The 25,055-nt window shown below is 71.1% G+C and carries 21 protein-coding genes; 8 read left to right on the top strand and 13 right to left on the bottom strand.

Translation table 11 applies throughout. The features are described from left to right. Positions 1–21: 21 nt before the first annotated feature. From OG403_RS03735 to OG403_RS03715, 5 genes are all read left to right on the top strand, one after another. Positions 22–1,149, top strand: coding sequence for a hypothetical protein (locus tag OG403_RS03735; RefSeq protein ID WP_329561387.1), 1,128 nt, complete (start codon positions 22–24; stop codon positions 1,147–1,149). A gap of 77 nt (positions 1,150–1,226) precedes the next feature. Continuing rightward, positions 1,227–2,375 (top strand): hypothetical protein, encoded by a 1,149-nt coding sequence (locus OG403_RS03730; RefSeq protein ID WP_329561386.1) that lies wholly within the window; start codon positions 1,227–1,229, stop codon positions 2,373–2,375. A gap of 51 nt (positions 2,376–2,426) precedes the next feature. Beyond that, positions 2,427–3,770, top strand: coding sequence for a hypothetical protein (locus OG403_RS03725; RefSeq protein WP_329561384.1), 1,344 nt, complete (start codon positions 2,427–2,429; stop codon positions 3,768–3,770). Between the two features lie 183 nt (positions 3,771–3,953). Then, positions 3,954–4,793 carry an SAM-dependent methyltransferase gene (locus tag OG403_RS03720; RefSeq protein WP_329561383.1) on the top strand — a complete coding sequence of 280 codons (840 nt, stop codon included), beginning with the start codon at positions 3,954–3,956 and terminating at the stop codon, positions 4,791–4,793. A 47-nt stretch (positions 4,794–4,840) separates the two neighbouring features. Then, positions 4,841–5,680: a M55 family metallopeptidase gene (locus OG403_RS03715; protein WP_329561382.1), complete on the top strand. Its 840-nt coding sequence runs from the start codon at positions 4,841–4,843 to the stop codon at positions 5,678–5,680. A gap of 75 nt (positions 5,681–5,755) precedes the next feature. Here the strand turns inward: OG403_RS03715 and OG403_RS03710 are convergent, their stop codons facing one another. From OG403_RS03710 to OG403_RS03650, 13 genes are all read right to left on the bottom strand, one after another. Then, positions 5,756–6,760, bottom strand: a complete 1,005-nt coding sequence (locus OG403_RS03710; protein WP_329561381.1) for a phosphotransferase family protein — start codon at positions 6,758–6,760, stop codon at positions 5,756–5,758. Positions 6,761–6,856: 96 nt separating this feature from the next. Next, on the bottom strand, positions 6,857–8,089 hold the full coding sequence (locus OG403_RS03705; protein WP_329561380.1) for a hypothetical protein: 1,233 nt from the start codon (positions 8,087–8,089) through the stop codon (positions 6,857–6,859). A gap of 100 nt (positions 8,090–8,189) precedes the next feature. Beyond that, positions 8,190–9,446 (bottom strand): MFS transporter, encoded by a 1,257-nt coding sequence (locus tag OG403_RS03700; RefSeq protein WP_329561378.1) that lies wholly within the window; start codon positions 9,444–9,446, stop codon positions 8,190–8,192. Further along, complete coding sequence (locus OG403_RS03695) at positions 9,443–10,768, bottom strand: hypothetical protein (protein WP_329561377.1); 1,326 nt, start codon at positions 10,766–10,768, stop codon at positions 9,443–9,445. The genes OG403_RS03700 and OG403_RS03695 overlap by 4 nt, the downstream gene beginning before the upstream one ends. Before the next feature lie 52 nt (positions 10,769–10,820). Further along, entirely contained in the window at positions 10,821–11,966 is a 1,146-nt protein-coding gene (locus OG403_RS03690) for a glycine amidinotransferase (protein ID WP_329561376.1), read from the bottom strand. Between the two features lie 171 nt (positions 11,967–12,137). Further along, the gene (locus tag OG403_RS03685; RefSeq protein WP_329561375.1) at positions 12,138–13,298 is read right to left on the bottom strand and encodes a cytochrome P450; all 1,161 of its coding nucleotides are present in this window, start codon (positions 13,296–13,298) and stop codon (positions 12,138–12,140) included. A gap of 560 nt (positions 13,299–13,858) precedes the next feature. Next, positions 13,859–15,424 (bottom strand): caspase, EACC1-associated type, encoded by a 1,566-nt coding sequence (locus tag OG403_RS03680; RefSeq protein ID WP_329561373.1) that lies wholly within the window; start codon positions 15,422–15,424, stop codon positions 13,859–13,861. Continuing rightward, the gene (locus tag OG403_RS03675; RefSeq protein ID WP_329561371.1) at positions 15,417–15,806 is read right to left on the bottom strand and encodes a hypothetical protein; all 390 of its coding nucleotides are present in this window, start codon (positions 15,804–15,806) and stop codon (positions 15,417–15,419) included. The genes OG403_RS03680 and OG403_RS03675 overlap by 8 nt, the downstream gene beginning before the upstream one ends. Before the next feature lie 124 nt (positions 15,807–15,930). Further along, positions 15,931–17,121, bottom strand: coding sequence for a sensor histidine kinase (locus OG403_RS03670; RefSeq protein WP_329561369.1), 1,191 nt, complete (start codon positions 17,119–17,121; stop codon positions 15,931–15,933). After that, positions 17,118–17,777: a response regulator transcription factor gene (locus tag OG403_RS03665; RefSeq protein WP_329561367.1), complete on the bottom strand. Its 660-nt coding sequence runs from the start codon at positions 17,775–17,777 to the stop codon at positions 17,118–17,120. The genes OG403_RS03670 and OG403_RS03665 overlap by 4 nt, the downstream gene beginning before the upstream one ends. A 5-nt stretch (positions 17,778–17,782) precedes the next feature. Beyond that, a complete protein-coding gene (locus tag OG403_RS03660; protein ID WP_329561365.1) occupies positions 17,783–18,706 on the bottom strand; it encodes an FAD:protein FMN transferase in 924 nt (307 codons plus the stop codon). A gap of 4 nt (positions 18,707–18,710) precedes the next feature. Then, positions 18,711–19,208 carry an FMN-binding protein gene (locus OG403_RS03655; RefSeq protein ID WP_329561363.1) on the bottom strand — a complete coding sequence of 166 codons (498 nt, stop codon included), beginning with the start codon at positions 19,206–19,208 and terminating at the stop codon, positions 18,711–18,713. 15 nt (positions 19,209–19,223) lie between these two features. Continuing rightward, positions 19,224–20,621, bottom strand: coding sequence for a ferredoxin reductase family protein (locus OG403_RS03650; protein ID WP_329561361.1), 1,398 nt, complete (start codon positions 20,619–20,621; stop codon positions 19,224–19,226). Between the two features lie 367 nt (positions 20,622–20,988). Between OG403_RS03650 and OG403_RS03645 the strand changes: the two genes are divergently transcribed. The 3 genes from OG403_RS03645 (at position 20,989) to OG403_RS03635 (ending at position 24,952) form a co-directional block, all read left to right on the top strand. Then, positions 20,989–21,462 (top strand): hypothetical protein, encoded by a 474-nt coding sequence (locus OG403_RS03645; protein WP_329561359.1) that lies wholly within the window; start codon positions 20,989–20,991, stop codon positions 21,460–21,462. A gap of 787 nt (positions 21,463–22,249) precedes the next feature. Continuing rightward, positions 22,250–24,436 (top strand): putative Ig domain-containing protein, encoded by a 2,187-nt coding sequence (locus tag OG403_RS03640; protein WP_329561357.1) that lies wholly within the window; start codon positions 22,250–22,252, stop codon positions 24,434–24,436. A gap of 87 nt (positions 24,437–24,523) precedes the next feature. After that, positions 24,524–24,952, top strand: a complete 429-nt coding sequence (locus OG403_RS03635; protein WP_329561355.1) for a hypothetical protein — start codon at positions 24,524–24,526, stop codon at positions 24,950–24,952. Positions 24,953–25,055: the final 103 nt, after the last annotated feature.

Raw genomic sequence — 25,055 nt, 5'->3', positions numbered from 1 at the left:
GCTCGAGGCCAGGAGAACCGCGTGACCGTCTACACCCGTTCCGCCGACGGACTGCTCAGCTACGCCCTCGCCACCAGCCCGACGGACCCGCTGAACGCGAGCACCGACAAGGACCCCGTCATCGGGCGGCTCAACATCACGGTCGGCCGGGATGTGACCGCGGCCGCGTACTGTCGGAAGATCACGGTCAAGATCCCGATCGGCGCCGGCGCCGCGGAGTTGACCACCGTCAACACCGACGACATCAAGCAGTCGGTCACTGGTGGCACCGCGCCGGATCAGGGCAACGGTTGGACCGCGACCGCCACGGCGGAGGGCAACAAGCGGGTCTTCACCTTCACCCCGGGCCGGGCGCCGCAGTTCACCGGGCAGTGGGCGGTGACCCTGGTCATCTCGCAGATCCCGATCAACAAGGTGGTCGGCAAGCCGGTCATCGAGGTCATCGAGGAAAGCTCGCCCACCAACGGCAACTTCACTGCGAAGACCACCACGATCATTGTCGACAAGGCCCCGCCCGGCTTCCTGTTCCGCAATCTGCGTCCGAGCAAGATCATGGTGCCGAACGGTGATCCCGTCACCCTCACCTGGGAGGTCCAGAACGCCCGTTGCACCATGTACTGGGACGACCAGCCCGGCGCGGACGTCAGCAAGGAACCCAGGTGGACCTCGCCCGCGCTGCACAACACCACCGCGTTCATGCTGCAAGCCGTCTCGGCCGAGGACGCCAGCTTCATCCACACCCTCACCACCGCCGTCACCGTGGACAAGCCCGATCTCGAGATCGGCGACCTCACCGTCTACGGGAAGGCGAGGATCCTGCGCCGCCACCCGCCGGTCGCGATGGCGGACAGCAGTGACTGGCGGGCGACCACCGACGGCATCGTGGCGGTGACCTTCAGGCGAACCGGTCCCGATGCCAGGAACATCGACCTGCGGATTCGAGCCGAGGGTAGCGACCATCACGACCTGATCGCCAGGTTCAGCGCCGACGTGGGCTCCGGGGATGAGGAGAAGACCCTCTCCGTCCCGCTGCAGCAGGGGGAGTGCATGCACTTCCTCCAGTATTATTGGCAGGATATCGAGGCCACGCTGTCCTGGTGCTCCTTCGGCGACGGCGAGCTGGAGTTCCTGGGAATCGTTCCGTGGTGAGTCCTGCGGGTGTTCTGCCGCACCGACCTCCAACTCCGTTCACTCCACGCATCTGACCCTCGGACAAGGACGACAGCATGGCCATCCTCGCCACTTCCGCCGATGCGCTGCTCAGTTACTCGCTCGCGACGAGTCCGACGGATCCGTTGAACGCGAGTACGGACAAGGATCCGGTCACGGGCCGGCTCGATATCACGGTGGGCCGGAACATGACCACGGCCGCGTACTGCAAGAAGATCGTCGTGAAGATCCCGATCGGTGCCGGTGCGGCGGAGTTGACCACGGTCAACGACGAGAACATCAAGCAGTCGGTCATCGGTGGTACCGCGCCTGAGCAGGGCGGTGGTTGGACCGCGACCGCCACGGCGGAGGGCAACAAGCGGGTCTTCACCTTCACGCCAGGTCGGGCGCCGCAGTTCACCGGGCAGTGGGCGGTGACCCTGGTCATCTCGCAGATTCCGATCAACAAGGTGGTCGGCAAGCCGGTGATTGAGGTCATTGAGGAGACTTCGCCCACCAACGGTAGCTTCACGCCGAAGGATCCGGTCCGGATCACGGTCGACAAGGCGCCGCCCGGCTTCCTGTTCCGCAACCTGAGCCCCAGCAAGATCATGGTGGAGAACGGCGAGAAGGTCACCCTCACCTGGGAGATCCAGAACGGCACCTGCGTCCTGTACTGGGACGACAAGTCCGACCCGAACGTCAACTCCGAACCCAGGTGGGTTTCGCCCAAGCTGCACAACACCACCGGCTTCATGCTCCAGGCCACTTCGGCCGAGGACGCCACCTTCGTCCACACCCTCACCACTGCCGTGACCGTCGCCAAACCCGACCTGGAAGTCGGCCACCTCAACGTCTATGGCGAGGCCGAGGCCCATGACGGCCTCGCCGTGCACCGCGGGCTGGCTGTCGAAGGCGTATCGAACCTCATGACCAGGCAAGTGATCAATTTCAGTTCCCCGCTGAATCAGTGGGCCAATACCACGGCGAACAGTGACGGGATTCTCGTGGTCAGGGTCCTGTCGGGTGCTCTTGCCATCCAGGTCGGCGGAGCCTCCTACGACCTGGACAGTCCTCCGGGAACGAGCGCTCAGAATTGGCGGTATGTCTCCATTCCCGTACTCAGCGGCGAGGTGGTGAGTCTCAGGTGGACGAGGCAGACCGCTCATGCCCAGAACCTCGTCTGGCACGCGTTCGGAGGTGGTCGTCTGCCGGACCCGGCATGACGAAGCTCGGCCCCGCCCCAGGCTCCTGAACCTCCGGACAAGGACGACAGCATGGCCATCCACGCCACTTCCGCCGATGCGCTGCTCAGCTACTCGCTCGCGACGAGTCCGACGGATCCGTTGAACGCGAGTACCGACAAGGATCCGGTCACCGGCCGGCTCGACATCACGGTGGGCCGGACCATGACGACGGCCGCGTACTGCAAGAAGATCATCGTGAAGATCCCGATCGGTGCCGGTGCGGCGGAGTTGACCACCGTCAACAACGACGACATCAAGCAGTCCGTCACTGGCGGCACACTGCCGGAGCAGGGCAACGGTTGGAGCGCGACCGCCGTCGCGGAGGGGAACAAGCGGGTCTTCACCTTCACCCCGGGTCGGGCGCCGCAGTTCACGGGGCAGTGGGCGGTGACCCTGGTCATCTCGCAGATTCCGATCAACAAGGTGGTCGGCAAGCCGGTGATCGAGGTCATCGAGGAGACCTCACCCACCAACGGCAACTTCACGCCGAAGGATCCGGTCCGGATCACGGTCGACAAGGCGCCACCCGGCTTCTTGTTCCGCAATCTGCGCCCGAGCAGGATCATGGTGGCGAACGGCGACCCCGTCACGCTCACCTGGGAGATCCAGAACGGCACCTGCGTCATGTACTGGGACGATCAGTCCGACCCGGATGTCAATACCGAACCCAAGTGGACCTCACCCAAACTGCACAACACCACCGGCTTCATGCTCCAGGCCACCTCGGCCGAAGACGCGAGCTTCATCCACACCCTCACCACCGCCGTCACCGTCGACAAGCCCGACCTCGAAGTCGGCCATCTCAACGTCTACGGCAAGGCCCATGCCCATGACGACCTCACGGTCGATGGGAGCGCGACGGCGCAGAACCTGCACGTGCGCGACAAGCTCGTGGTCAGTGGCGCCGTTCACGCACTCGACGTCTTGCAGGCCAGTGGAAAGGGAATCATCGTCGGCACCAGCCTCTCCAAGGGTCCCCTTGAGGTCCATGGCAAAACGATCGCGCACGATGGCCTTGAGGTTGAGGGCAGCGCTGTCGTCAAGGGAGGGCTCGACGTGAGGGGATCAGCGAAGGTCATGGGTGGGAATGCGGTCCATCAGCTTGTTGTTCCGCTGAACGTGGCGAGGACGATGAGGTTCGCCAGCGATGGAATGATCTTCGGGGATGCTGAAGGAAATTACGGCTTTCAATTCACCGTCCGGCGGTCCGCGGGGAGTTACACGCTGTCAGTCGCGAAGAACACCTCCTTCTGCTTTCCGATGCCCCAGGACGCCGAGGTTGTGGCGACTCCCGTGCCCCTCATGGGTGGGAGCGGTCCGTATCCCAGCAAGACGTTCTTCTTCGTCCCCTTCGGGATCGGTGGGCTGGCCTGACGGTCGACGAGCCCGTGCGGAACGGACCCGAGCCGAGCGCGACATCCAGTCAAGTGCGTGTGGATTCACGCACTTTGACACGATCCGCTCTAGGGTGATCCTCGGCCCCTCCGGCTTCCCAGGACCAGCGGACGCCGCGATCAAGGGGACCCGGAACCGCATCACCGACGGAGGACGGCTGCCGTGACCCGCGAAACCCCGGCGAGCACCGCTGAAGCGACGCGCCGCTACTACGAGACCAGCGATGTCGATGGTTTCTACGCCGCGGTGTGGGGCGGCGAGGACATCCACACCGGGATCTACGCCGACCCGCGCGAATCGATCGCGACCGCCTCCCGGCGGACCGTGGCGCACCTCGCGGCCAAGGCCTCGGGCCGGCTCGGCGCTGGTGGCACGGTGCTGGATCTGGGATCCGGTTACGGTGGCGCGGCCCGCTATCTGGCCGACCGGTTCGGCTGCCAGGTCGTCGCGCTGAACATCAGCGAGCGGCAGAACCAGCGCCACCGCGAGACCAATGCCGAGCGCGGGCTCGCCGGGCTCATCGACGTCGTCACCGGATCCTTCCAGCAGATCCCCTGTCCCGACGGCACCTTCGACGTCGTGTGGTCCCAGGAAGCCCTGTGCCACAGCGGAGATCGGGCGACGGTACTCACCGAGGCCGCCCGCGTCCTCAAGCCCGACGGCCGGCTGCTCTTCACCGACGTGATGGCAGCCGACGACTGCCCGCCCGAGACCCTGCGCCCGGTCATCGCGCGACTGGGTATCGAGGCCCTCGCCACGCCGGGCTTCTACCACGAGCAGCTGGCCCGACTCGGCCTGGCATCAGCGGAGTTCGAGGATCTCACCGGCCACCTTCTCACCCACTACCTGCGGCTCGCCGAGGAGACCGCCCAGCACCGGGAGGACCTGGTCCGGGTGATCAGTCCCGCCTATCTGGACCAGCTCGACGACAACCTGGCGCGGTGGATCGACGCATGCCGCGACGGTCGGCTCCGCTGGGGCGTCTTCGCCGGCCAGCGCTGAGCATTCCCAACTCCGCCGGTCCGCACCCCGCATAGGAGGGGCACCCGTTGAAGATCTTCATCTCGTCCGACATGGAGGGCACCGCAGGGGTGGTCGACTGGGACCAGTGCCGATCCTCGGGCGCCCAGTACGACTACTTCCGCGGCCTCCTCCAAGCCGAGGTGAACGCCGCGATCGAGGGCGCGATGGCCGGAGGCGCGTGCGAGTTCCTGGTCAACGACTCGCACGGGGCGATGGCCAACCTCCGTCCGGACGAACTCGCCGGGCTGGCACGGTATCTGTCGGGCCGTCACAAGCCGCTGTACATGATGCAGGGCCTCGACGCCTCGTTCGACGCCGTCTTCTTCGTCTCCTACCACGGGTCGATGTCCGGTGCGCCCTCGACGCTGTCGCACACCTACAACCCGAAGGCGATCGCCGAGGTCCGGCTGAACGGCGTACCCGTGGGGGAGAGCGGCATCAACGCGCTGGTCGCCCTCGGGCACGGGGTGCCGGTGGTGCTGATCACCGGGGACCGGACCACCGTGGCGGAGATCGAGCCGTTCTGCCCCGGCATCCGGGCCGCCGTGGTGAAGAGTTCGGTGTCGCGCTTCGCCGCCGACAGCATGCACCCGGCGCAGGCCCGCGAGGTGATCCGGGAGGCCGCCCGGGCGGCGGTCGAGCGGCTGGCGGACGCCGCGGTCCCCGCGATCAACCTCCCCGCGATCGAGCTCCCCGCCACCCTCACCGTCCGGTTCCGCAATGCCGATCTGGCCGAGATGGCGACCTGGATCAACGGTGCGGTGCGCGACGACGACCTGACCGTGCACCTCACCGACACCGACCCGGTCCGCCTGTACCGCGGTTTCGTCGCCGTGGTGGTGCTCACCCGGGCGATCGCCGAGTGACCCGAGGCGACACACCGCGTGGCGCGTGCCGGGGCGCCGGCGCCAGCGCCGGCCACCCGAGCGGAAGTCGTAGGTTCAGGGTTCGAGCCCCTGGGCTCCCAGCTCGGCCAGCAGCCGACGCATGTCCTCGTAGGTGGTGGCGGCGTCGTCCGGCTGGTTCAGGCGATGGGCCTCCAGGCGGATCGCCGCGGTGTGGCGGGCCTGGTAGAAGAGGCGGCGGCGGCGCGCCTGCGCGCTGTCCCCGAGCGGCCCCCAGGTCTCCCAGAAGGAGTCCCGCTCGGTGCCGGGGCGCCGGGTGGCCATGAAGATCACCCAGTCGGCCTCCGGGTCACCGAAGCTGGTGCGGTCGCCGTCGAAGACCCCGGTGATGGTGGGTTCCGGCGCGTCCGGCGAGACCATCAGGTTGATCGTCCAGAGGTCTCCGTGCAGCAGTCGGGGTTCGGCGATCTCGTCGAACACCGCGCGGTCGCGGTCCGCGAGGGCGGCGACTTCCAGCACGTCCTTGGCGTCCAGTCCGGCATCGCCGAGGTCGGCCGCGGCCTCCTCGAATCCGGCCAGCACGGCCTCGCTCCAGGAGCCGAAGCCGGGGCCGGCGACCGGGCCGAAGCGCGGTCCGCGCACGCTGTGGATCGCCCTCGCGATGGTCCCCAACTGCGCGAAGAACGAACGCCACCGGGGCCGCGGGTAGCCGGCCAGTCCCTCGGGTGCGGGTAGGCCGGGCAGCTCGGTCTGGAACAGGTAGTCCCGGTCGACGAGGTCATGGGTGAAGTCGGCGGCGACGGTGCGCGGCATCAGTGCCGCGATCGGCGCGAGGTAGGGCACGCTCGCGTGCTCGTTGCGCATCAGCCCGCGCTCGCTGCGGTACTGCCGGGCCTGCTCCGGTGCGATCCGCAGGATGAACGGCCCGTGCTGCTCCAGGTCGACCCGGTAGGTGGTGTTGTACATGCCGCCACCGAGTTCGACCGCCGAGAGCACGGTCACGTCGTCGCCGAACGCCCGGCGGCACATCGCCTCGATCAGGTTCGGGGAAACCGGCTGCTGGAAATCCTCGGGTGCGCGTTCGACGGACTGGTACTCCATGGGACCGGGTCCCCTTTCGCTGGTCGGAGCGGGTGTGGCCGACGGTCGGCGCTCGGGAGGAGCTGCGTGTGATGTGACAGGATGTCAGATCAGGTTTCAGGGTGCCTGGTTGGCCTTCAGGGCGGTTTCTGTCACCTGGTCGAGAGCCGCGAGGCAGTCCTGCTCGGTTGCCGCCTCGACCAGCGCCGTTCCGATCCGGATCCCGGAGTTGGCGCTCATGTCGGGCATCACCTCCCCCGGGGGGATCTTGATCTCCAACTCCACGACCCCCGGGATGCTTTCGACCTCCTCGCGGGTCAGCCGGTTGGGCCGCCCCGCCACGGTCGGGATGTCCGTGAACCCGACGACCCGCTGCCCGGCCCCCGCCGCCACCGGCACCGGTTCACCCAGCAGGATACGGGCGGCGGCGGCCCAGATGTCCACTCCGAGGACCCGCTGTACCAGCGCCCCGATGTAATGCCCACCGGGCCGGGCGGCCAGCTCGCCGGCCGTGAACGCGCCTGGTGCGCCGAAGAATTCGAAGTGGAAGACACCGTCGCCGTGCCCCAGCGCGGCGAGCGCGCGCCGGGTCAGGTCGGCGACCTCCCGGTAAACCTCGGGGTGCCGGCGCGGCAGCAGCGAGACGGTGCTGCTCGGGTGCCCCTGCTTGGTCTCGATCAGCGGTGTGCGGTAGCGGGAGACCAGCAGTGCCTCGAGCGCCCCGTCGCGGACCAGCCCGTCGGCGTGCCACTCGTCGCCCGGGACCCGGCTCTCCACCAGCAGCCGGCGGCGGGTCTGGGAGTCGGCGATCAGCTCCGCGGCCAGTCGGTCCAGGGCCGGCCCGTCCGCCGCCGCGGCGACACCGATGGTGGCCGCGCCGGCGGTCGGCTTCACCACATAGGGCGCGGTCACCCCGGCCCGGGCCACGGTTCGGCTGACCGGCTCCGCCTCGGCACCCGCGTCGGGCAGGACCAGCCAGTCCGCAGTGGGCACTCCGGCCGCCCGCCAGGCCGCCTTCTGCAGCGCCTTGTCCCGGCAGCGCAGGGCCAGTTCCGGGGCGAGCGCCCGGGCGCCGAGCAGCCGGCCGAGCAGGGCCGCCGGCACCATGCCGTGCTCCTGCACCGAGACCACCGCGTCCACGCCGTCCGCCAGCGCCCCGACATGGTGCAGGGCCGACCAGAGCGACTCGACCACCAGGTACGAGTCGACCGCGCAGGCGTGTGCGAGCCGGGCCCGCAGCGCCGGGAGTCGGGCGTGCTCGGTGCCCTCGTAGAGCAGGGTCACCCGGTGGCCGCCGTCCAGCAGGGCGCGCGCCGCCTCCGGTCGGGCCCCGATCAGCACCACGTGCATGGCTTTCCTTCCTGTTCCCGACCGCCGACCACACATCGACCGACCACACGTCGACTGACCGCTGCCGACCACACGTCGACCGACCGCTGCCGACCAGATGTCAACCGACCGGCGCCGGACGGGCGTCGGCCGGGCCGTTCACGCGGTACCGGGTGAAGGCCGGCAGTGCCGCCCCCACCAGCGCGGCTGCGCCGACCGCGGCCAGGCCGCCGCCCGTGATCGCGGCCGTGGTGCCGGTGAGCGTCCCGATCGCGCCGGCGCGGAACCGCCCCAGCTGGGAGCCTCCCATTCCGACCACGTACTCCAGCGCGCTGATCCGGCCCCGGAGCTGGTCCGGCGTCACCAGTTGGACCACCGTCGAGTGGAAGACCACCGCGGCGGTGTCGGCGGCGCCCGCGAGCGCGAGCAGCACAAGCGCCAGCCAGAGCGAGTGTGCGAGGCCCAGCCCGGCCACCGCCAGGCCGTACACCGCGCAGCCGACCAGCGCGCCCCGGCCCGGCCGTTGCACCCGCCCGGCCAGGCCCGAAGAGGCCGAGCCGAGCACGCCCCCGACCGCCCCGGCCGCGGTCAGCAGCCCGAGCACCCCTGTCCGGCCGCCGAACCGCTCGGCGTCGAGCGCCGGCAGCAGCGCCGTCGGCGAGGCGACCAGCCCGATCGACAGATCCGTCAGGAAGGCGCCCGCCACCTCGCTCCGGTGCCGGACGAAGCCGAACGCCTCGCCGATGGCGGCCGGGCCGGGCCGCGGCGCACCGGGTGCCGGTGGCATGGCCGGCAGCCGTGCGACGCCGTAGAGGGCGGCGCCGAAGCTGATCGCGTCCAGCGCGTAGCAGGCGCGCAGACCCCAGAGCGCGACGATCAGCCCGGCGCAGGCCGGTCCGAGCACCGCGGCCAGTTGCAGCGCCAGGGTGTTGAGCGCGGCACCCGCCGCCAGCCGTTCCCGGGGCAGCAGCCGGGCCATGAAGGTGCGCCGGGCCGGTGCGTTCACGCTGCCGACCAGCGACTGGACCACCACCAGCGCGTACAGCACCGCGGGTGAGCGCAGGCCGGCCAGGGCCTGGGCGGCGAACAGCGCGGACACCCCGGCCTGCAGGGAGCTCGTGACCAGCACGAGTCGGCGCCGGTCGACCGCGTCGCCCAGACTGCCGCCGAGCACGGCGAAGAGGATGTTCGGCACGGCGACCGCCAGGCCGAGCCCCCCGACTGCGGCCGAACTGCCGGTCAGCCGGTACATCTGGAGTGCGACGGCGAAGACCGTCAGCTGCCCCCCGATCTGGGACAGTCCCTGGCCCACCCACAGACGCCGGAAGTCCGGTGACTCGCGCAGCGGACTCAGGCCGAGTGCGGCACGCCCGGTCATTCGGCCCGCAGGCGGGTGTCGAGTGCGCGGAGGATGTCCTGCTCCTCCGTGCTCGAGCCGTGCACGACGCAGAAGTCGAAGCCGCCGCGCACTCCGGGCATCGGCGGCATGGCGACCAGGACGCCGCGCCGCCAAGCAGGGTCGTATCCGCAGCCGGCCTCCTCGGCCGCCGCGAGGAACTCCTCCAGCGCCATCGGCTGCCACCCGGCCGGTGTGCGGTGCTGGCTGACGGTCCGCTGCGGCGCCTGGTCGGCCCGGACCACCTCGCCCGCGATGGGCCCGTAGATGTGCAGTGAGCCGGTCACCCGGGCGTTCATCTCGGTGAAGACGAAGCCCCCCGCGCCGTCGACGATCGCGTCGGCACTCATGTAGCCGCGGTAGCCCATCGCCCGGTACTGCTCGGCCAGTTGGGCGGCCGCGGTGAGCAGCCCGGCGCGCAGCCGGACCGACAGGCCGTGCGCCGGTGTCGACTCACGCACCAACCGGCGCTCCTGGTAGTCGAGTTCACCGGTGGCGGTGTGCCTGACCCCGGCGTCGTCGGCGACGAACTCGAGGTAGACGGTGCGCGAGGCCGGCTTGAACTCCTCGATGACCACGGGGTAGTGGCCGCCCTGGGAGGCCCAGTCCCAGTGCTCGGCGAGATAGTCGCGGATCGCCTCGGGGCCCGGCTCGAGCCGGTGCAGCAACTTCGCCCCGACATGACCGGTGGCGTGCGAATCATCGCGCACCACCAGCTGGTTGCCCGCACCGGCGCCGTTGTGCGACTGCTTCACCAGGACCACGCCGGTGCCGCGCAGCAGCCGGGGCAGGGCCTGCTCGGCGTCGTGCGCCGTGTGGCAGACCGCACCGGGGGTGATCGGAACGTTCGCCGCGGCCGCCAGCGCCCGGAAGGTGGCCTTGCTGTTGGCCAGGTCGCCGCCGCCCTGCTCGATGAAGTCGGCGCCCGCGACCAGGTGGCGCAGCCCCAACCGCCCGGCCAGCTGCGGGAGCACCGGGCTCGGCCAGCACGACAGGATCTCGGTGACCGGGTCCGCCTTGTCGGCGAGTGCCTTCGCCAGTCCGGAGACGAAGTTCTCGTCGAGCAGGCTGTACGGGTCCACCACCTTGCCCAGGTAGCGGCCGGCCGGCGGCACGTGGAACGAGACCGTCCGCGGATCCACCCCGGTGAGGCCGGCGACGTGCCGCAGGAAGGCGGCGTCAGGTATGCCCGGCAGGACCAGCGCGTCGCCGTCCTTGGCGAACCAGAGCAGCCGCTGCGAGTAGGTCCGCCAGTCGACCCAGGACAGCATCGGGTCGACCTCGTTCGCGATCAGCAGCTTCACGGGCCATCGCCTCCCTTCTCGTCGGTTCCCGGCCGTTCGGGCGCCGTGGTCATCAGGCGGAGTAGTCCTCGAGGGTGCTCTCGCGCACCGTGTCGAGCGTGAAGCAGTGGAATCCGCCGCCGAACAGGCGGCGGTGGCGGTGCCGCACCGGAATCACCGTGAAGCCCTCGTGCTCCAGCGTCTTGATCAGCTCCACGCAGTCCTCGTTCACCAGCACCTCGGACGGGCTGACCGACAGCACGTTGAGGTCGATGTAGGGCGTCGTCAGGATCAGGTCGCCGTCGTCGTAGACCGGGAAGTGCGTCTCGCTCGGCCGCGGCGGGACGATCACCTTCCAGGTGTTGAACGGCGCGGGCAGCAGGTCCCGGATGCCCTCGTGGCGGGCCAGGAACGTCCCCGGGCGCAACGCCAGCAGCATGCTGTCGATGTGGTTGTCGCTCATCCGGTGGACCCGGTGGACCCGGTAGGTGCCGCGCAGGTGCCGCTCCAGCCAGTCGCAGGCGGCGGCGTGGTTGGCGTTGGCGATGTTGACGATCAGGTCGCGGCCGAGGCGTAGGCACTGGGCGCCGTCGAGCATCATCTCGAAGCCGACGTCGTACGGGGAGGACCGCGGGTCCGCGATCGGTTCGGTGGGGCCGCCGAGCGTGGTCTCGGTGTCCCGCGCGTAGGACAGGTCGAAGGAGGCGTCGGTGAGGATCGGCCGCGGCATCGTGGTCCACTTCGCGCCGAGTTCGAAGTACCGGGTGAAGACCGGGGCCAGCAACCGGGTCTCCAGGTAGCGCGAGCGGATGGCCGGCGGGGTCTCGACGATCTCGTCACCGAGGATCAGCGTGTTGTCCCGCAGGTTCAGCGGGGGTACCGGGGCAGCGCTCCAGCCGAAGCCGGCGATCGGTGCGGCGTCCGGCGGCAGCGGGAGCGGCCGGTGCACGGTGACGCCGAGCCCGGCGAGGGTCCTGGCCAGGCCCTCGACATCCTCGTTCAGCTCCTCCACGTACTGCTGCTTGATCCGCCATGAGCGCTCCCCGAGCGACTCCGTGTGCCCCTGCCGAAGCCGCGGGTAGGCCCAGTCCGAGCGGAAGAGGTTCTCGTGGAAGAACAGGTCGAAGGAGAGCTCGCGGTCGTGCGAGGTGTAGTTCGCGGCGGACCCGACGATGATCTCCTTCAGCGGCGACCACTCGTCATGGCTGTTCAGCTGCATGGACCAGCCTTTCGTGCGAGTGCGAAACAGATGTCTAGCGGGGACCGGGGACCGGGGAACAGTGACCGGGCACGGCGCCGGGCCGTGCCCGGTCCCCGCCCTTCTCAGGCACGGGTTCAGTGGTCGTAGCTCATGGCGCACCCCTCCTCTCCGGGCTGGTCGGGCTGTCGTTCACCGGTCGAAGGTGACCGGGAACAGGCCCGGGCTGCGCACCGTCGCCGTCGGGCGACGCGTCGGCTCACCCGCCAACCGCAGCCGCTGCGGAGCGGCCAGCAGGCAGACGATGAGCTCGCGAACGGCAACCCGGCCGAACATGGCCCCCACACAGGCGTGGGTTCCCCAGCCGAACCCCAGGTGGCGGTTGGGCGTGCGGTCCAGGACGAGTTCGTCCGGACGCGGGAACTCGCGGGGGTCCCGATTGGCCGCGGCCAGCAGCGTCAGCACGATCTGGCCGGGCTCGATGGTGGTCCCTTGGATCTCGGTGGTGCGGGTCGCGACCCGGCTGGTCCCCTGGGCGGGGCCGTCGTACCGGACCAGCTCGTCGACGCCGGTGCCGAGCAGCCGCTCGTCACGCAGCCGTTCCAGCGCCCACGGGTGTTGGAGCAGCGTCAGCACCGCGTTGCCGGCGGTCGCGAAGACCGTCCCGTAGCTCGCGTTGAACATCATGCCGGTGCTGTTGCTGATGTAGTGCATCGGCATCCGGGCCTCGGCGGCACGGTCCTTGATGTCCTTCAGGACCCCGGGGCGGTCCTCACCCGCGAACCATTCCTCCGCGAGGGCGTTGAGCTGGTTGCGGGCCCGGTCGCCCTGTTCGATGTTCGCCGGCTTCAGGCCCGCGTCCATCCGCTGCGCGATTCCCTCGGAAATCTCGGCGTAGTAGCCCGGATCCGGCTCCGGAACACCGAGCAGGTCCGCCGTGATCGACAGCGCCACCGGCGCCGCGACCTCACTCATCCAGTCGAAGGAATCCCGCTCGGCAAGATCCTTGAACAACTGCTGGATCCGCCCCCGGGCGCGGCGGCCCACCGCGTCGAGGTCCTGCGCCCGGAACGCGTTCATGATCAGGCTGCGCAGTGGTGCCTGCGACGGTGGATCCAGGGTCTGCAGGCTCTGCCGGAACTCCGGAATCTCCTCGCCCACCCGGCGCCGGTCGCGAGCGAAGAGCTCGTTGTTGCGCAGCACGTCACGGCAGTCCTGATAGCGGGTCACCACCCAGGACTTCATGCCCTCGTGCCAGAAGATCGGGTGGTTCTCCCGCAGGTCGGCGTAGTGTTGGTAAGGGTCTTCCAGCATGGCCGGGTCGAGCGGGTCGTAGTGTGGCGCCACGGTCATCGTGCCCCTATGGGTCGCTGTTTCCGGTAGGCATGCGGAGTTCGCCGGAACGTACGGGATTCCCTGGACGCGCGGAACCGAACGCGCGGAACAACACGCGGAACGGATACGCGTGGAACGGATACGCGTGGAACGCAAACGCGGAACGGAACGCGCAGGACGAGAACGCGTGAGCGCGGCGCACGGAACGAGGCGAGCGCAACGAGGTGAGCGCAACGAGAGAGCGCGGAAGGGACGCGGAATCTACGGACGGCACTGAACGTTGAAAGACAGGCCGGCCAACCGGATGCCTGACCCGGCTTCGGCTACCTGTAGTTCGTGCGGATTACGTACAATGAATCTAGCAACGTGCCATGTGCGCGGCAAGAGTTCAGCAGTGGCGTCTGACCACGTGTGAGATTGATGCATCGTTATCCCGATTGCCCGATTTGAACCGCTGTGGGTTTTCGGGGACTCCGGGTCGTGGCTGTGAGCTGCGGTTCCGGCTGTTGGTTGCGGTAATTGGCTTCGTGCCCGGCCGGCCGGATGCGGCCGAGCCCACCATGGAACCGGGTGCGGCCCTAGTCGTCCTGGTGCCAGGTCATCGAGACGTAGTCCTCGCGGAAGAACGGGCCCAGCGCCCAGCGCCGGCCCTGCCGGGTGCCGCTGATCAGCGTGGGGTCGTTCTCCCCGATGTCCGTGCGGGCCGGGATGACGAGGCCGAGCAGGAACGTGCAGAACATCACCGCCGCCAACGGGGAGAGTGCCGTGAGGAAGCCGTCCCAGCCGGTGGGGGCGACGACCCGCAGGCCGGCCGCGCGGGCCAGCCAGGCGCCCAGCCGCAGCACCAGGGTGGGCAGTTGGCTGACCGCGGCCACGACCGCGGCCAGCGCGAGGGCGCCGGCGAGGACCAGCCCGGCCACCGCCGCGACCCGTACCCGCACCGGGTTGTACCCGTCCAGGAGTTCCGCGTCCGCGATCCTGGCCCAGACCCAGCCGAACCCGAACACCGCCAGCAGCACGGCGGGCAGGGTCGACACCATCGTGCCGACCGTCTGAACCGTCCCGCACAGCAGCAGTGCCAGCACCCGTTGCCCGGCCGACCCGGGCAGCACGAAGCCGACCGCCCACAGGGAGGCCGTCCAGAGCCCGGCGGCGGACGCGGTCACCGTCACCAGCCAGGTCGCGATCGGGGCCAGCACCTCCAATGCCCGGGCCCGCAGCGTCCGGTGCCGGGCGACCTCGCGCTCCTTGGCACGGACCTGCTCGGCCAGTTCGTCGGCCTGCGCCTGCAGCCCGAGGGCCTCGCCGCGCAACTCCTCGGCCCGCTGCTCCGCCGCCGCCAGCCGGCGGCGCTGCTCCTCACCGTCGCCTGCCTGGGCGGCAGTCGGGTGCGTCCGGGCACCGTTGGGGTTGCGCGCCAGGCGGATCCGGCCGTCGACGGAGGTCACACTCAACGTGGGGGTCTGATCGGGGACCTGCTCCGGCACCCGGGTGGCGATGAAGAGGTAGAGATCGTCGACGCTGACGTAGCCGTCCTGGTCCAAGTCCGCGTCCCCGCTGCGCAGTCCGTCCACGACGGCGGCGGTGAACACGGAGGGCTGGTCGGCCCGGCGGCTGGACAGCTCCGATTCGTAGCTGTACTGCAAGGCCGTCGAGGAGGTGATGACGACGCGTCCGCTGCCCTGGAAGGTCTCTCCCAGGTCCACCTCCGGCTCGCCGCGGCTGCGCAGGCCCTTGGTGAACGCCCCGCTGTAGCAGCAGTCGAGGAGCAGGACGGTGCACCGGCTGCGGCTCTGCTCCATGCAGTCGGCGAGGAACTCGGCGCTCACCGAGGTCGCTTCCAGCATGTCGAACTCGCTGTCCCTGGCGACGAAGTGCAGGCGGTTGCGCCGGTCCTTGCGTCCGTGGCACGACAGGTGCAGCAGCAGGATGTCGTCCCGCTCGGCCTCGGCGAAGAACCGCTGGATCTCCTTGTGCCAGGTGCGCGCCGACCGGTTCAGGACGACGGCGACCTCGAAAGCCCCGATGCCCGGGTCCCGCAGCACCGCACTGAGCTGCTCCGCGTCGGCCACGGCGCCGGGTAACTCGGCGAACCGCGCGTCCTCGTGCGCCTGGTTGACCAGGATCAGCGCCCGCCTACTCATCGCTGGACGGCTGCGCGGCCCGCGCGACGAACGCCTCGATGGCCAGCCGTTGGTCGGCGCGGGAGACGGAGGTCAGGTGGAGCTCGTCGTCGCCGACCTTGAGGTCGATCGTTCCGCCGTTGCGGCGGGCCAGCCAGTCCTGCGCCAGCAGGATCAGGGACTTCAGCGCGGGGGCCCCGGCGAGGCCCAGCAGCACCGAGCCGAAGACCGAGGCGTCGGCGGCCCGCGTTCCCGGGGGCGGTGCGGGCGCGGCCGCGTGGGCCAGCCGCAGCACGTCGAGCTGCCGGATCTCGTCGAGCAGGAACTCCATGTCGCGGTCGGCGACTTCGGGGCCGTCCGGGTCGCGGAAGACCAGGGCCACGTCCAGCGCTGTACTGTCCATTCGTCGCTCCCGTGCGGGCATGGTGCAGTGCGGTCGGATTCGCACAGATCCTAGCCCGCGCGGACGGTGCGCGGGATGAGCGGTGCACCAGGGGGCGCGTTCTGACGCATCGTCAGCAGCCCTGTCAATGGCTCGATTCGGGGCCCGCCGCGGGGAGCTGGATGGTGACGGCCAGGCCTCCTTCGGGCCGGGCGAGGGCCCGCAGGCGTCCGTGGTGGGCCTGGGTGACGGCCCGGACGATGGACAGGCCCAGGCCCGCGCCGTCGGGGGTGGGCGCGGTGGCGGTGAGGCGGGTGTGCTCGCCGCGGTGGAACGGCTCGAAGAGCTGGTACACCGTCCCGGCGGCCAGCGGCGGTCCGTCGTTGAGCACGGTCAACTCGGCCCAGGCACCGGCTTCCGGCCGGCGGGTGGTCACCTGGAGCAGCCCGCCGTCGGTGTTGTACTTGACCGCGTTCTCCAGCAGGTTGGTGACCGCGATGTCCAGCAGCGCGAGGTTGCCGCGCAGGGGTGCGGGGGCCAGGTCGGTGACCAGGCGCAGGCCGTGGGCGCGGGCCCGGGTGGTGACGCGGTCGAGGGCCTCGGCGGTGATGTCGGCGAGGTCGTCGTCCTCGAGGTCGGTGACGCGCTGTTCGGAGCGGGCCAACACCAGCAGGGCCTCGATCAGGCGCTGCGCCTTCTCGGTGGAGTGGGCGACGTCCTGGGCCATGGTGCGCCACTGGCTGTCGGTGGGGGCGGGTTTGGCGAGGGTGACCTCGACGGCGGTGCGGGTCACGGCGAGGGGGGTGCGCAGTTCGTGGCTGGCGTTGGCGACGAAGCGCCGTTGGGCGGCGAAGGCGGTGTCGAGGCGTTCGAGCATCTCGTCGAAGGTGTCGCCGAGTTCCTTGAGTTCGTCGGGCGGCCCGGACAGGTTCAGGCGTTCGTGCAAGGTGGCGTCGGTGGCGCGGCGGGCCGCCGCCGTGACGGCGGCGATGGGCCGCAGCATCCGGCCGGCGATCCACCAGCCCAGCAGGGCGGAGACGGTGACCACCAGGAGCAGCAGCAGGACGGCGTCGCGCAGCAGGTGGGAGGCGGCGGCGTCGCGGATCTGGTCGCTCAGGCCGACGATGTGGTCGTGGTCGGGGTCGAGTTGGCTGGGGACCAGGCGTCGCGGCAGCGGCTGGAAGATCGCCCGGTAGAAGGCGGCGGTGAGGGCGAAGAGCAGGACGGTGCCGCCCACCGTGAACAGCGCGGCGAAGGTGAGGGTCAGGCGGGTGCGGATGGTGAGCGGCGGGTGGCGGAGCCACTCGGGGAGCAGGTGTCGCTTCGGCGTGGTCATGGGGTGATCCGGTAGCCGGCGCCGACCAGGGTCTCCACCAGCTCCGGCGGGCCGAGCTTGCGGCGCAGGCGGTTGACGGTGACGCGCACCGTGTTGGTGAAGGGGTCGGCGTGTTCGTCCCAGGCGCGGTCGAGGAGCTGCTCCTGGCTGAGGACGGCGCCGTCGGCGGCCAGCAGGACCTGGAGGACGGTGAACTCCTTGGCGGTCAGGGTGATCGGGCGACCGGCCCGGTGGACGGTGCGGCGCAGGGTGTCCATGGTCAGGTCGCCGTGGCTGAGCAGGGCGGTGTGCGAGCGGCGCCGGCGGCCCAGCGCCTGGATCCGCAGGGTGAGTTCGGCGAACGAGAAGGGCTTGCCGAGGTAGTCGTCGGCGCCCAGGGTGAGGCCGTCGATGCGGTCGCCGGTGCCGGACAGGGCGGTGAGCATCAGGATCATCGGCGCGTCGGCGCGGCCCGCGAGCCGGCGGCAGACCTCGTCGCCCGAGGTGGTGGGCAGGTCCCGGTCCAGGACGAGGACGTCGTAGGAGCTGTTGACGTCGATCTTGTAGAGGGCGTCGTCGCCGTCGTGGCTGACGTCCACGGCCATGCCCTGGTCGCGCAGCCCTTCGGCGATGCGCGCGGCCAGGCGTTGTTCGTCCTCGACGACCAGAATCCGCATACCGCTCATTCTCCCCCGGGCAGCGGGGCCGGGGCTGCGGTCGACGCGGCTGCGGTCGACGCGGCGGCGGGTGGCCCGGCGGCGGCCGGGGTCCGCGGCAGCGCGGTCTGGGTCTGCGGCAGCGCGGCCGGGGCCCGCAGCAGGGCGGGCAGGCCCGCCGTCCACCAGGTGCGGCCCTGCGGGTCGACGGTCAGGGCCTGGTAGCCGCCGTCGGCGGCGATCGAGGCGAGCCAGCTGCGCAGGCCGGCCTGGCCGTCGGGCTGGCCCGCCATGGCGAGGGCGGCGGTGGCGTAGCCGTCGGCGAGGGCCAGGTCGGGGCCGGTGACGGTGACCTGCGCCAGGGCGGTGGCGGGTCGGCCGGTGCGCGGGTCGAAGACGTGCGCACCGCGTTCGGCGGTGCCGGAGGTGGCGACAGCTCCTTCGCGGAGCTCCAGGACCGTCAGCACCGCGCCCGGCCGGTGCGGGTCGGTCAGCGCGATCCGCCACGGGGTCGGGTCCTGGCCGGCGCGCAGGCGCACGTCGCCGCCGGCGTTGAGGGCGTGCCGGGGCACCCCGTGCCGGGCGATCAGCTCGGCGGCGCGCTCGGTCGCCCAGCCCTTCACCGCGCCGCAGGGGTCGAAGCCCGGCGGGTCGCCGACCGCCCAGGCGTCGAAGGCCCCGCCGCTTTCCCGGTTCAGCCGCGCGCAGAGGTCGAGCACCTCGCGGATCGCGGGCCCGTCGGGATGCTGGGCCAGCTCTGCCGACGACAGCCGGCCGTCGGCCAGGCGGCTGATCGGACTGTCGGGCCGGAACGGCGAGAAGATCTCGTCGACGCGGCGCAGATACCCGAACGCCGCCCGCGCCGCCGCCTCGAAGCGGGCGGGATCCGTGGCGTCGGGGGCTGCCAGCGAGAAGACGGTGCCCATCAGGTGTTCGACCGCGGTGCGCATCCGTTCACCGCCCCGCCGCGTCGAGGGCCGCCTGCAGCGACTGGGCGTAGCCGTCGGAGGTGTATGTCGCGCCGGAGACGACGTCGATGTTCGCGTTCTGCGCCGCCAGCGCCTCGGACCGCAGCACGGGCAGGGCGTAGGAGTCGATCTGCGAACTGTGCCGGCCGTCGGTCTGCTGCAGCACGGTGACGTCGGTGAGCTTCCCGCCGGACAGCACGGCCTGGACCTGCACGGTGCCGTAGGGGGTGTCGACCGCGCTGCCGGTGAACTGGCCGCTGCCCGCCTGCCCCGAGCCGCCGGAGCCGCCCGAGCCGCCGGTGCCGGTGGCAGGGGGCGACGGCGCGGCCGCGGCGGGTGCCGGGCCGGTCTGGGAGCCGCGGTGCCGGGCTCCGGCGTTGTCGGCCAGCGCGGACCTGGGGGCACCGGCGGAGGCGGCCTTCGCCCCCAGCAGCAGGGCGACGCCGGCGCTGGTGGAGAGCAGGGCCATGGTGATCTTGCGCATCGGGGTGCGGCCCTCCTAGAGCTCGAACGCTTCGACGTGGATCCGCCGCTGGGGCACCCGGGCCCGCTGCAGCTCGGTGGTGGCGGCCTCGGTCATCCCGGCGGGCCCGCACAGGTACACCTCGCGTTCGGCCAGGTCGGGCACCATCCGCAGCAGCCGGTCGGCGGACAGCGGGTCGCCGTCCGGGCCGCCGCGCGGGCCCACCAGCGCGTGGAGGCCGAAGCCGCGGCGACGGGCGATCTCCTCCAGCTCGCGGTAGAGCACCAGGTCGGCGGCGCGGGAGGCGCGGTAGAGCAGGACGACGTCGCTGCCCCGGCCGGGCAGCGTCTCGAACAGCGCCCGGATCGGGGTGATGCCGGCGCCGCCGGCGATCAGCAGCACCCGGCGGGCCCCGCTGCGGCGGCGCGCGGTGAAGGCGCCGTAGGGGCCCTCGAACCACACCCGGGTCCCCGGCCGCAGCCGGGCGAGCGAGGCGCTGGAGTCGCCGAGGTCCTTCACGGTGATCCGCCACCGGCCCGAGGCCGGCGCGGCGGAGAGCGAGTAGGGGTGGCACTGCCACCAGTGGCCGCGGGTCAGGAACCGCCAGCGCAGGAACTGACCGGCCTGGGCGTCCAGCCCTTCCAGGTCCCGGCCGACCAGGTGGATCGAGACCACGCCTGGCCCCTCCTGGACGACGCGCGCCACCCGCACCTGGTGGCGCAGCGTGCGGTGCAGCGGCAGGGCGACGCGGAACAGCAGGACGGCGGCGGCCACCGCGATGTGCGCGCCGGACCAGAGCAGGCGGTTGCGCGGGGAGGCGGAGAAGTCCGCGCCGACCGCGAACTCGTGCGCGAACGCGAGGCCGACCGCCAGGTAGACGAGCAGGTGGACGTGGTACCAGGTCTCGTAGGCGAGCCTGCGGCGCACCGCGCGGGCGGAGACGACACCGACCAGCACCAGCAGTGCGAGGGCGATCGCGGACAGCCACACATCGGGATAGTCGAGGACGACGGTGACGCCCTCGGAGACCGGGTCGGTCTTCGACTGCCACGCGTAGCCCGCGATGATCAGCACCGCGTGGGCGCCGGCCAGCGCGACGGTGTACTCGCCCAGCGCCCGGTGGTAGCGGGCCACCACGTCCGAGCCCACCCGGTTCTCCAGCCAGGGCACCCGCGCCATGAGCGCGACCAGGACCAGCAGCAGGTAGGCGGCGAGCAGCCCGCAGACCCGGCCGGCCGCGGTCAGGTAGTCCCCGCCGCCGCGCAGCGACCCGGGGATGGTGTTCTGCCACCACAGGGCCAGGACCGCCGGGACGCCGGCCCAGATGACCAGCAGCAGCGCGCGCGACCACAGGTGGCCCGCGTCGGGCAGTCCGGGCGGCGCCGCGGGCGGCCTCGCCCGGTGGCGGGCCGGACGTGCGGAGGGTGCGCTCACTGTCGGCACCAGCGGCTCCCATGGGTTGTGCGGCAGCTGACCGGACCACTGTCGCCGCTCGCACCTAACAGCCCGGTAACAGTCGGGGGTGCCCGGCAGCCGCGAGTCCGCGGTGCCCGTCCCGCCGGGAGGGCACCCCCGGGGCCGGGTCGCGGATTCAGAGGAATCCCAGAGGCCGGGAACATGGCAATCCTGCTGACATCTCGTCAGCATTGTTGGTGTCACGTCAAGCCCTGGCGTCACGTCAAGCCCGGACCTGCGGCAGCGCTCCCGACGTGCGCTCCCGGGGGCGTTCGGGCCCATCGCCGCGCCCGGCACCCCGGTCCGGCACCACCCGGCACCCTTTCCCCATGCCCCGGAGGCTCCGATGCCCACGCCCGTGCCCGCGTCCGCCCGCCCGCTGCCCAGAGCGACCGCCGCCCTGCTCTGCCTGGCGGTGTCCTGGATCCACGTTCAGGACCAGGGCGGATTCCCCGGCGACAAGACACCCCACTACGTCGGCGTCGGCTACTACCTGCTGGAAGCGGCCGGCGTGGTCTGCGCGCTGCTGCTCCTCGCCGGAAGCCGGCTGAGCGTCTCCCGTACCACCGCCTACCCCGTCGGCTGGCTGCTCGCCGCAGGCGTCGCGCTCGGCCCGCTGCTCGGATTCGTCCTCTCCCGCGGCCCCGGCCTGCCCGACTACAGTGACGACAAGGGCAACTGGACCGAACCGCTGGCCCTGATCAGTGTCGCCGTGGAGGGCACCCTGCTGATCATGGCCGTGCTGGCCGTGCTGGCCGCCGTCAGGACCGCGCAGGCCACGGCGGGACCGCGGCTGCCCAGCGGGTCCGCCGCCCGCTGACCGGGACGGCCGCGAGCAGTTGCGAGCCGAGCAGGCGGAAGGCTGCGCCACCGTTCCGGGAAATGCGCCGGAAGGCGGCGGTTGCGACCGGCCGAGCGCTGTTTCGGAACGCCGACCGCGCGTTTCCCCGATGCCGGGCAGGAGTGACCCGTCGAAACAGTCGGGCCTTTCCGATCGGGTCGGTGCGCACCTGTCCCGGGCACCCGATCGAACCGCCACCGACCCACGGACGCGGCTGCGGTTGGAGCAATCCTGACGCGCCGTCGGCCCGTTGTCAGCTCGGCGGAGCTCTGAGATTCCTCTGAATGGCAGCGCCGAATGCCGAAGGCCGCGAATCCCGTCACGCCGGCGACCGGCAGGTTCCGTGGTGCCCAGGGGCGGCCCGTCGCGGCCCAACTTCTCAGTTCCCTCTGAATATCGGCGCTATCCCGATCCGGCGGCGCAAGGCCGTTGACCCTTCTTCGTCAACTCTGCTTTGCTTCACGGCAGCGAACGGCGCACCACCTGTCCTACCGCCGGAATCCATGCGAGTCGGCATGGTTGTGCCACTTCTCCATCGGCGCGGGACGGGTTGCCCCCGCAGATCGCCACACCGTGTCGGGTTCCCTTCCGCGTAGCCACGGTGTGAGCTGCGCCCGTCCGCTCGCCGTCGCGTGCCAAGCCCCCGCAGGCCGGGTCGACCTGCGGGTCACGCACGCCCCGGCGCGTTCTGCCGTCCTGCCCCCAGAGCCGACCGCCCGCGCCGACCGGCAGCGGGCGATCAGCAGCAGAGAGGATCCCCCACAGAATGGGTACCCCCCACATCCGCGGCGCGGCCCGAGTTGCCCTGACCGGCCTCGCGTCGCTGTCCCTGGTCACCGGTGCCATGCTCGCCGCCGCCGCACCCCAGGCAGTGGCCGAGCCGGCCGCGCAGCTGACATCGAGCAGCAGCAGCGTCACCGACCCCTACAGCCCCGCCTACCAGCACGCGTACCGGCACGGTGCGGTCCCGACCATCCAGCAGAACGCCAAGATGAAGGCGTGGTCCGCCACCCAGGCCTCGCCCGACGTCGCGACCGGGACGGAGACGCTCTCCTACGGCGGTGGCGTCGACGGCATCGGCGTCAACGACGGCAAGTCGCAGGTCTACCTGGTGTTCTACGGAAACCAGTGGGGGACCCAGAGCACCGACAGCAACGGGAACGCGAAGTTCTCGGGTGACGCGGACGGCGCGGCGGGTGCCGCGCAGCAGATGTTCAAGGGCATCGGCACCGACAACGAGCTCTGGTCGGCGGACCTGACGCAGTGGTGCGACGGCCCGAACGTGGCCACCGGCGCGACCAGTTGCCCCTCGAACGCCAGCTTCGTGCCCTACCAGGCCGGTGGCGTGCTCTCGGGTGTCTGGTACGACAACTCGGCCGCGTCGCCGAGCGCCGCGACCGGCCACCAGCTGGGCCAGGAGGCCGTCAACGCGGCCGCCCACTTCGGCAACACCACGGCCGCGTCCAACCGGCACGCGTACTACGTCATCCTGTCTCCGACCGGGACCAACCCGGACAACTACCAGGGCCAGTACTGCGCCTGGCACGACTACAACGGTGACAGCTCGCTCACCGGCGGCCCCGTGACCTCGCCCTACGGCGACATCGCGTTCAGCAACCAGCCGTACAACATGGACTCCGGCGCCGGCTGCGGCGTGGGCTTCATCAACTCGCCCGGGACCCTCGACGGCTTCACCATGACGCTCGGTCACGAGTGGCACGAGATGATGTCGGACCAGAACCCGGCCGGGGGCTGGACCAACAACACCGGCAGCTCCTACAACGGCGAGGAGAACTCCGACGAGTGCGCCTGGCTGGCGCCCGGCACCGCGGGCGGCGCGGCCAACGTCACGATGGGCACCGGCACCTTCGCCGAGCAGGCCAGCTGGTCCAACGACACCAACGCGTGCTCCATCTCGCACCCGATCGTGGGCGGCGGCACCAGCAACACGGTGACGGTGACCAGCCCGGGCAGCCAGAGCGGCACCGTCAACACCCCGGTCTCGCTGCAGGTCAGCGGCAGTGACTCGGGCTCCGGTCAGACCCTGACCTACTCGGCCACGGGTCTGCCGACCGGTCTGTCGATCAGCTCCTCGGGTCTGATCTCCGGCACGCCCAGCGCGGCCGGTACCTACAGCGTGAGCGTCAAGGCCACCGACGGCACGGGCGCCTCCGGCTCCACCTCGTTCAGCTGGACGATCAGCGGCAGCACGGGCGGCAACACCGTCACGGTGACCAGCCCGGGCAACCAGTCCACCACCACCGGCAGCGCGGTCAGCCTGCAGGTCAGCGGTAGTGACTCGGGCTCCGGTCAGACCCTGACCTACTCGGCCACGGGTCTGCCGACCGGTCTGTCGATCAGCTCCTCGGGTCTGATCTCCGGCACGCCCAGCGCGGCCGGCAGCTACAGCGTGAGCGTCAAGGCCACCGACGGCACGGGCGCCTCCGGCTCCGCAAGCTTCACCTGGACCGTCAGCGGCAGCTCCGGCTGCGCCGGCGCCGGCAGCCAACTGCTCGGCAACCCCGGCTTCGAGACCGGCACCGCCGCCCCGTGGACCGCCACCGCCGGTGTCATCAACAACGACACCACCGACGAGCCCGCCCACTCCGGCAGCTGGGACGCCTGGCTCGACGGCTACGGCGCCAGCCACACCGACACGCTCAGCCAGAGCGTCACCATCCCGGCCGGCTGCCACGCCTCGCTCTCCTTCTGGCTGCACATCGACACCGCCAAGACCGGCTCGACGGCCTCCGACACCCTCAAGGTGCAGGCCAACTCGACCTCGGTCGCCGGCTTCAGCAACCTCAACGCCAACAACGGCTACACGCTGCACACCTACGACCTGTCCTCGTTCGCCGGACAGACCGTCACCCTGAAGTTCACCGGCACCGAGAACTCCTCCTCGCAGCAGACCAGCTTCGTGCTCGACGACACCGGCATCACCACCTCGTGAACAGCTGAGCGGTAACCGGGTGGGCGGGGCCGACGGCCCGCCCACCCGGGCCGCCGTGCGTCGGTCCCACGACAGAGGAGGGTTCGGGTGCCCCGGTCCAGCCCACGGCACAGCCTCGGCGCGGTGCTCCCCGCCCTCCTCGTCCTCGCCGCCCTCCTCGCGGCCGGCTGCTCCGCACCCACCGCCGCGCCCGCCGCGCTCACCCTCGACGAGCGCGCCACCGGCCACACCGTCCGGGTGCGCACCGGCACCGCCGTCCTGGTGCAACTGCACAGCACCTACTGGTCCGTGCCCACCAGCTCCGCCCCGCAGGTGCTCACCCCGACCGGCCGCGACGCGACCACGCCCACCGGGACCTGTGCGCCGGGCGTCGGCTGCGGCCTGTCGTCGGCCGGCTTCACCGCCGCTCGCCCCGGCACCGCGCAGGTCACCGCCGGGCGCACCAGCTGCGGCGAGGCGATGCGCTGCCTGCCGGGGCAGGGCAGTTACCGCGTCACCGTGGACGTCACCGGCTGAGGCCGGGCCGAAGAAAACGGCGGCCCGGACCGGGCTGCCCGCACTGCGGCCAATTTCGACACCTAGACGGGCACTCGGCTGGCTGGTTCAGTAACTGACGCCG

This window comes from Kitasatospora sp. NBC_01266 (assembly GCF_036242395.1).
Taxonomy (GTDB): Bacteria; Actinomycetota; Actinomycetes; order Streptomycetales; family Streptomycetaceae; genus Kitasatospora.
The sequence above is the reverse complement of the archived record's forward strand: the minus strand, read 5'-3'. Positions and strand labels throughout refer to the sequence as shown.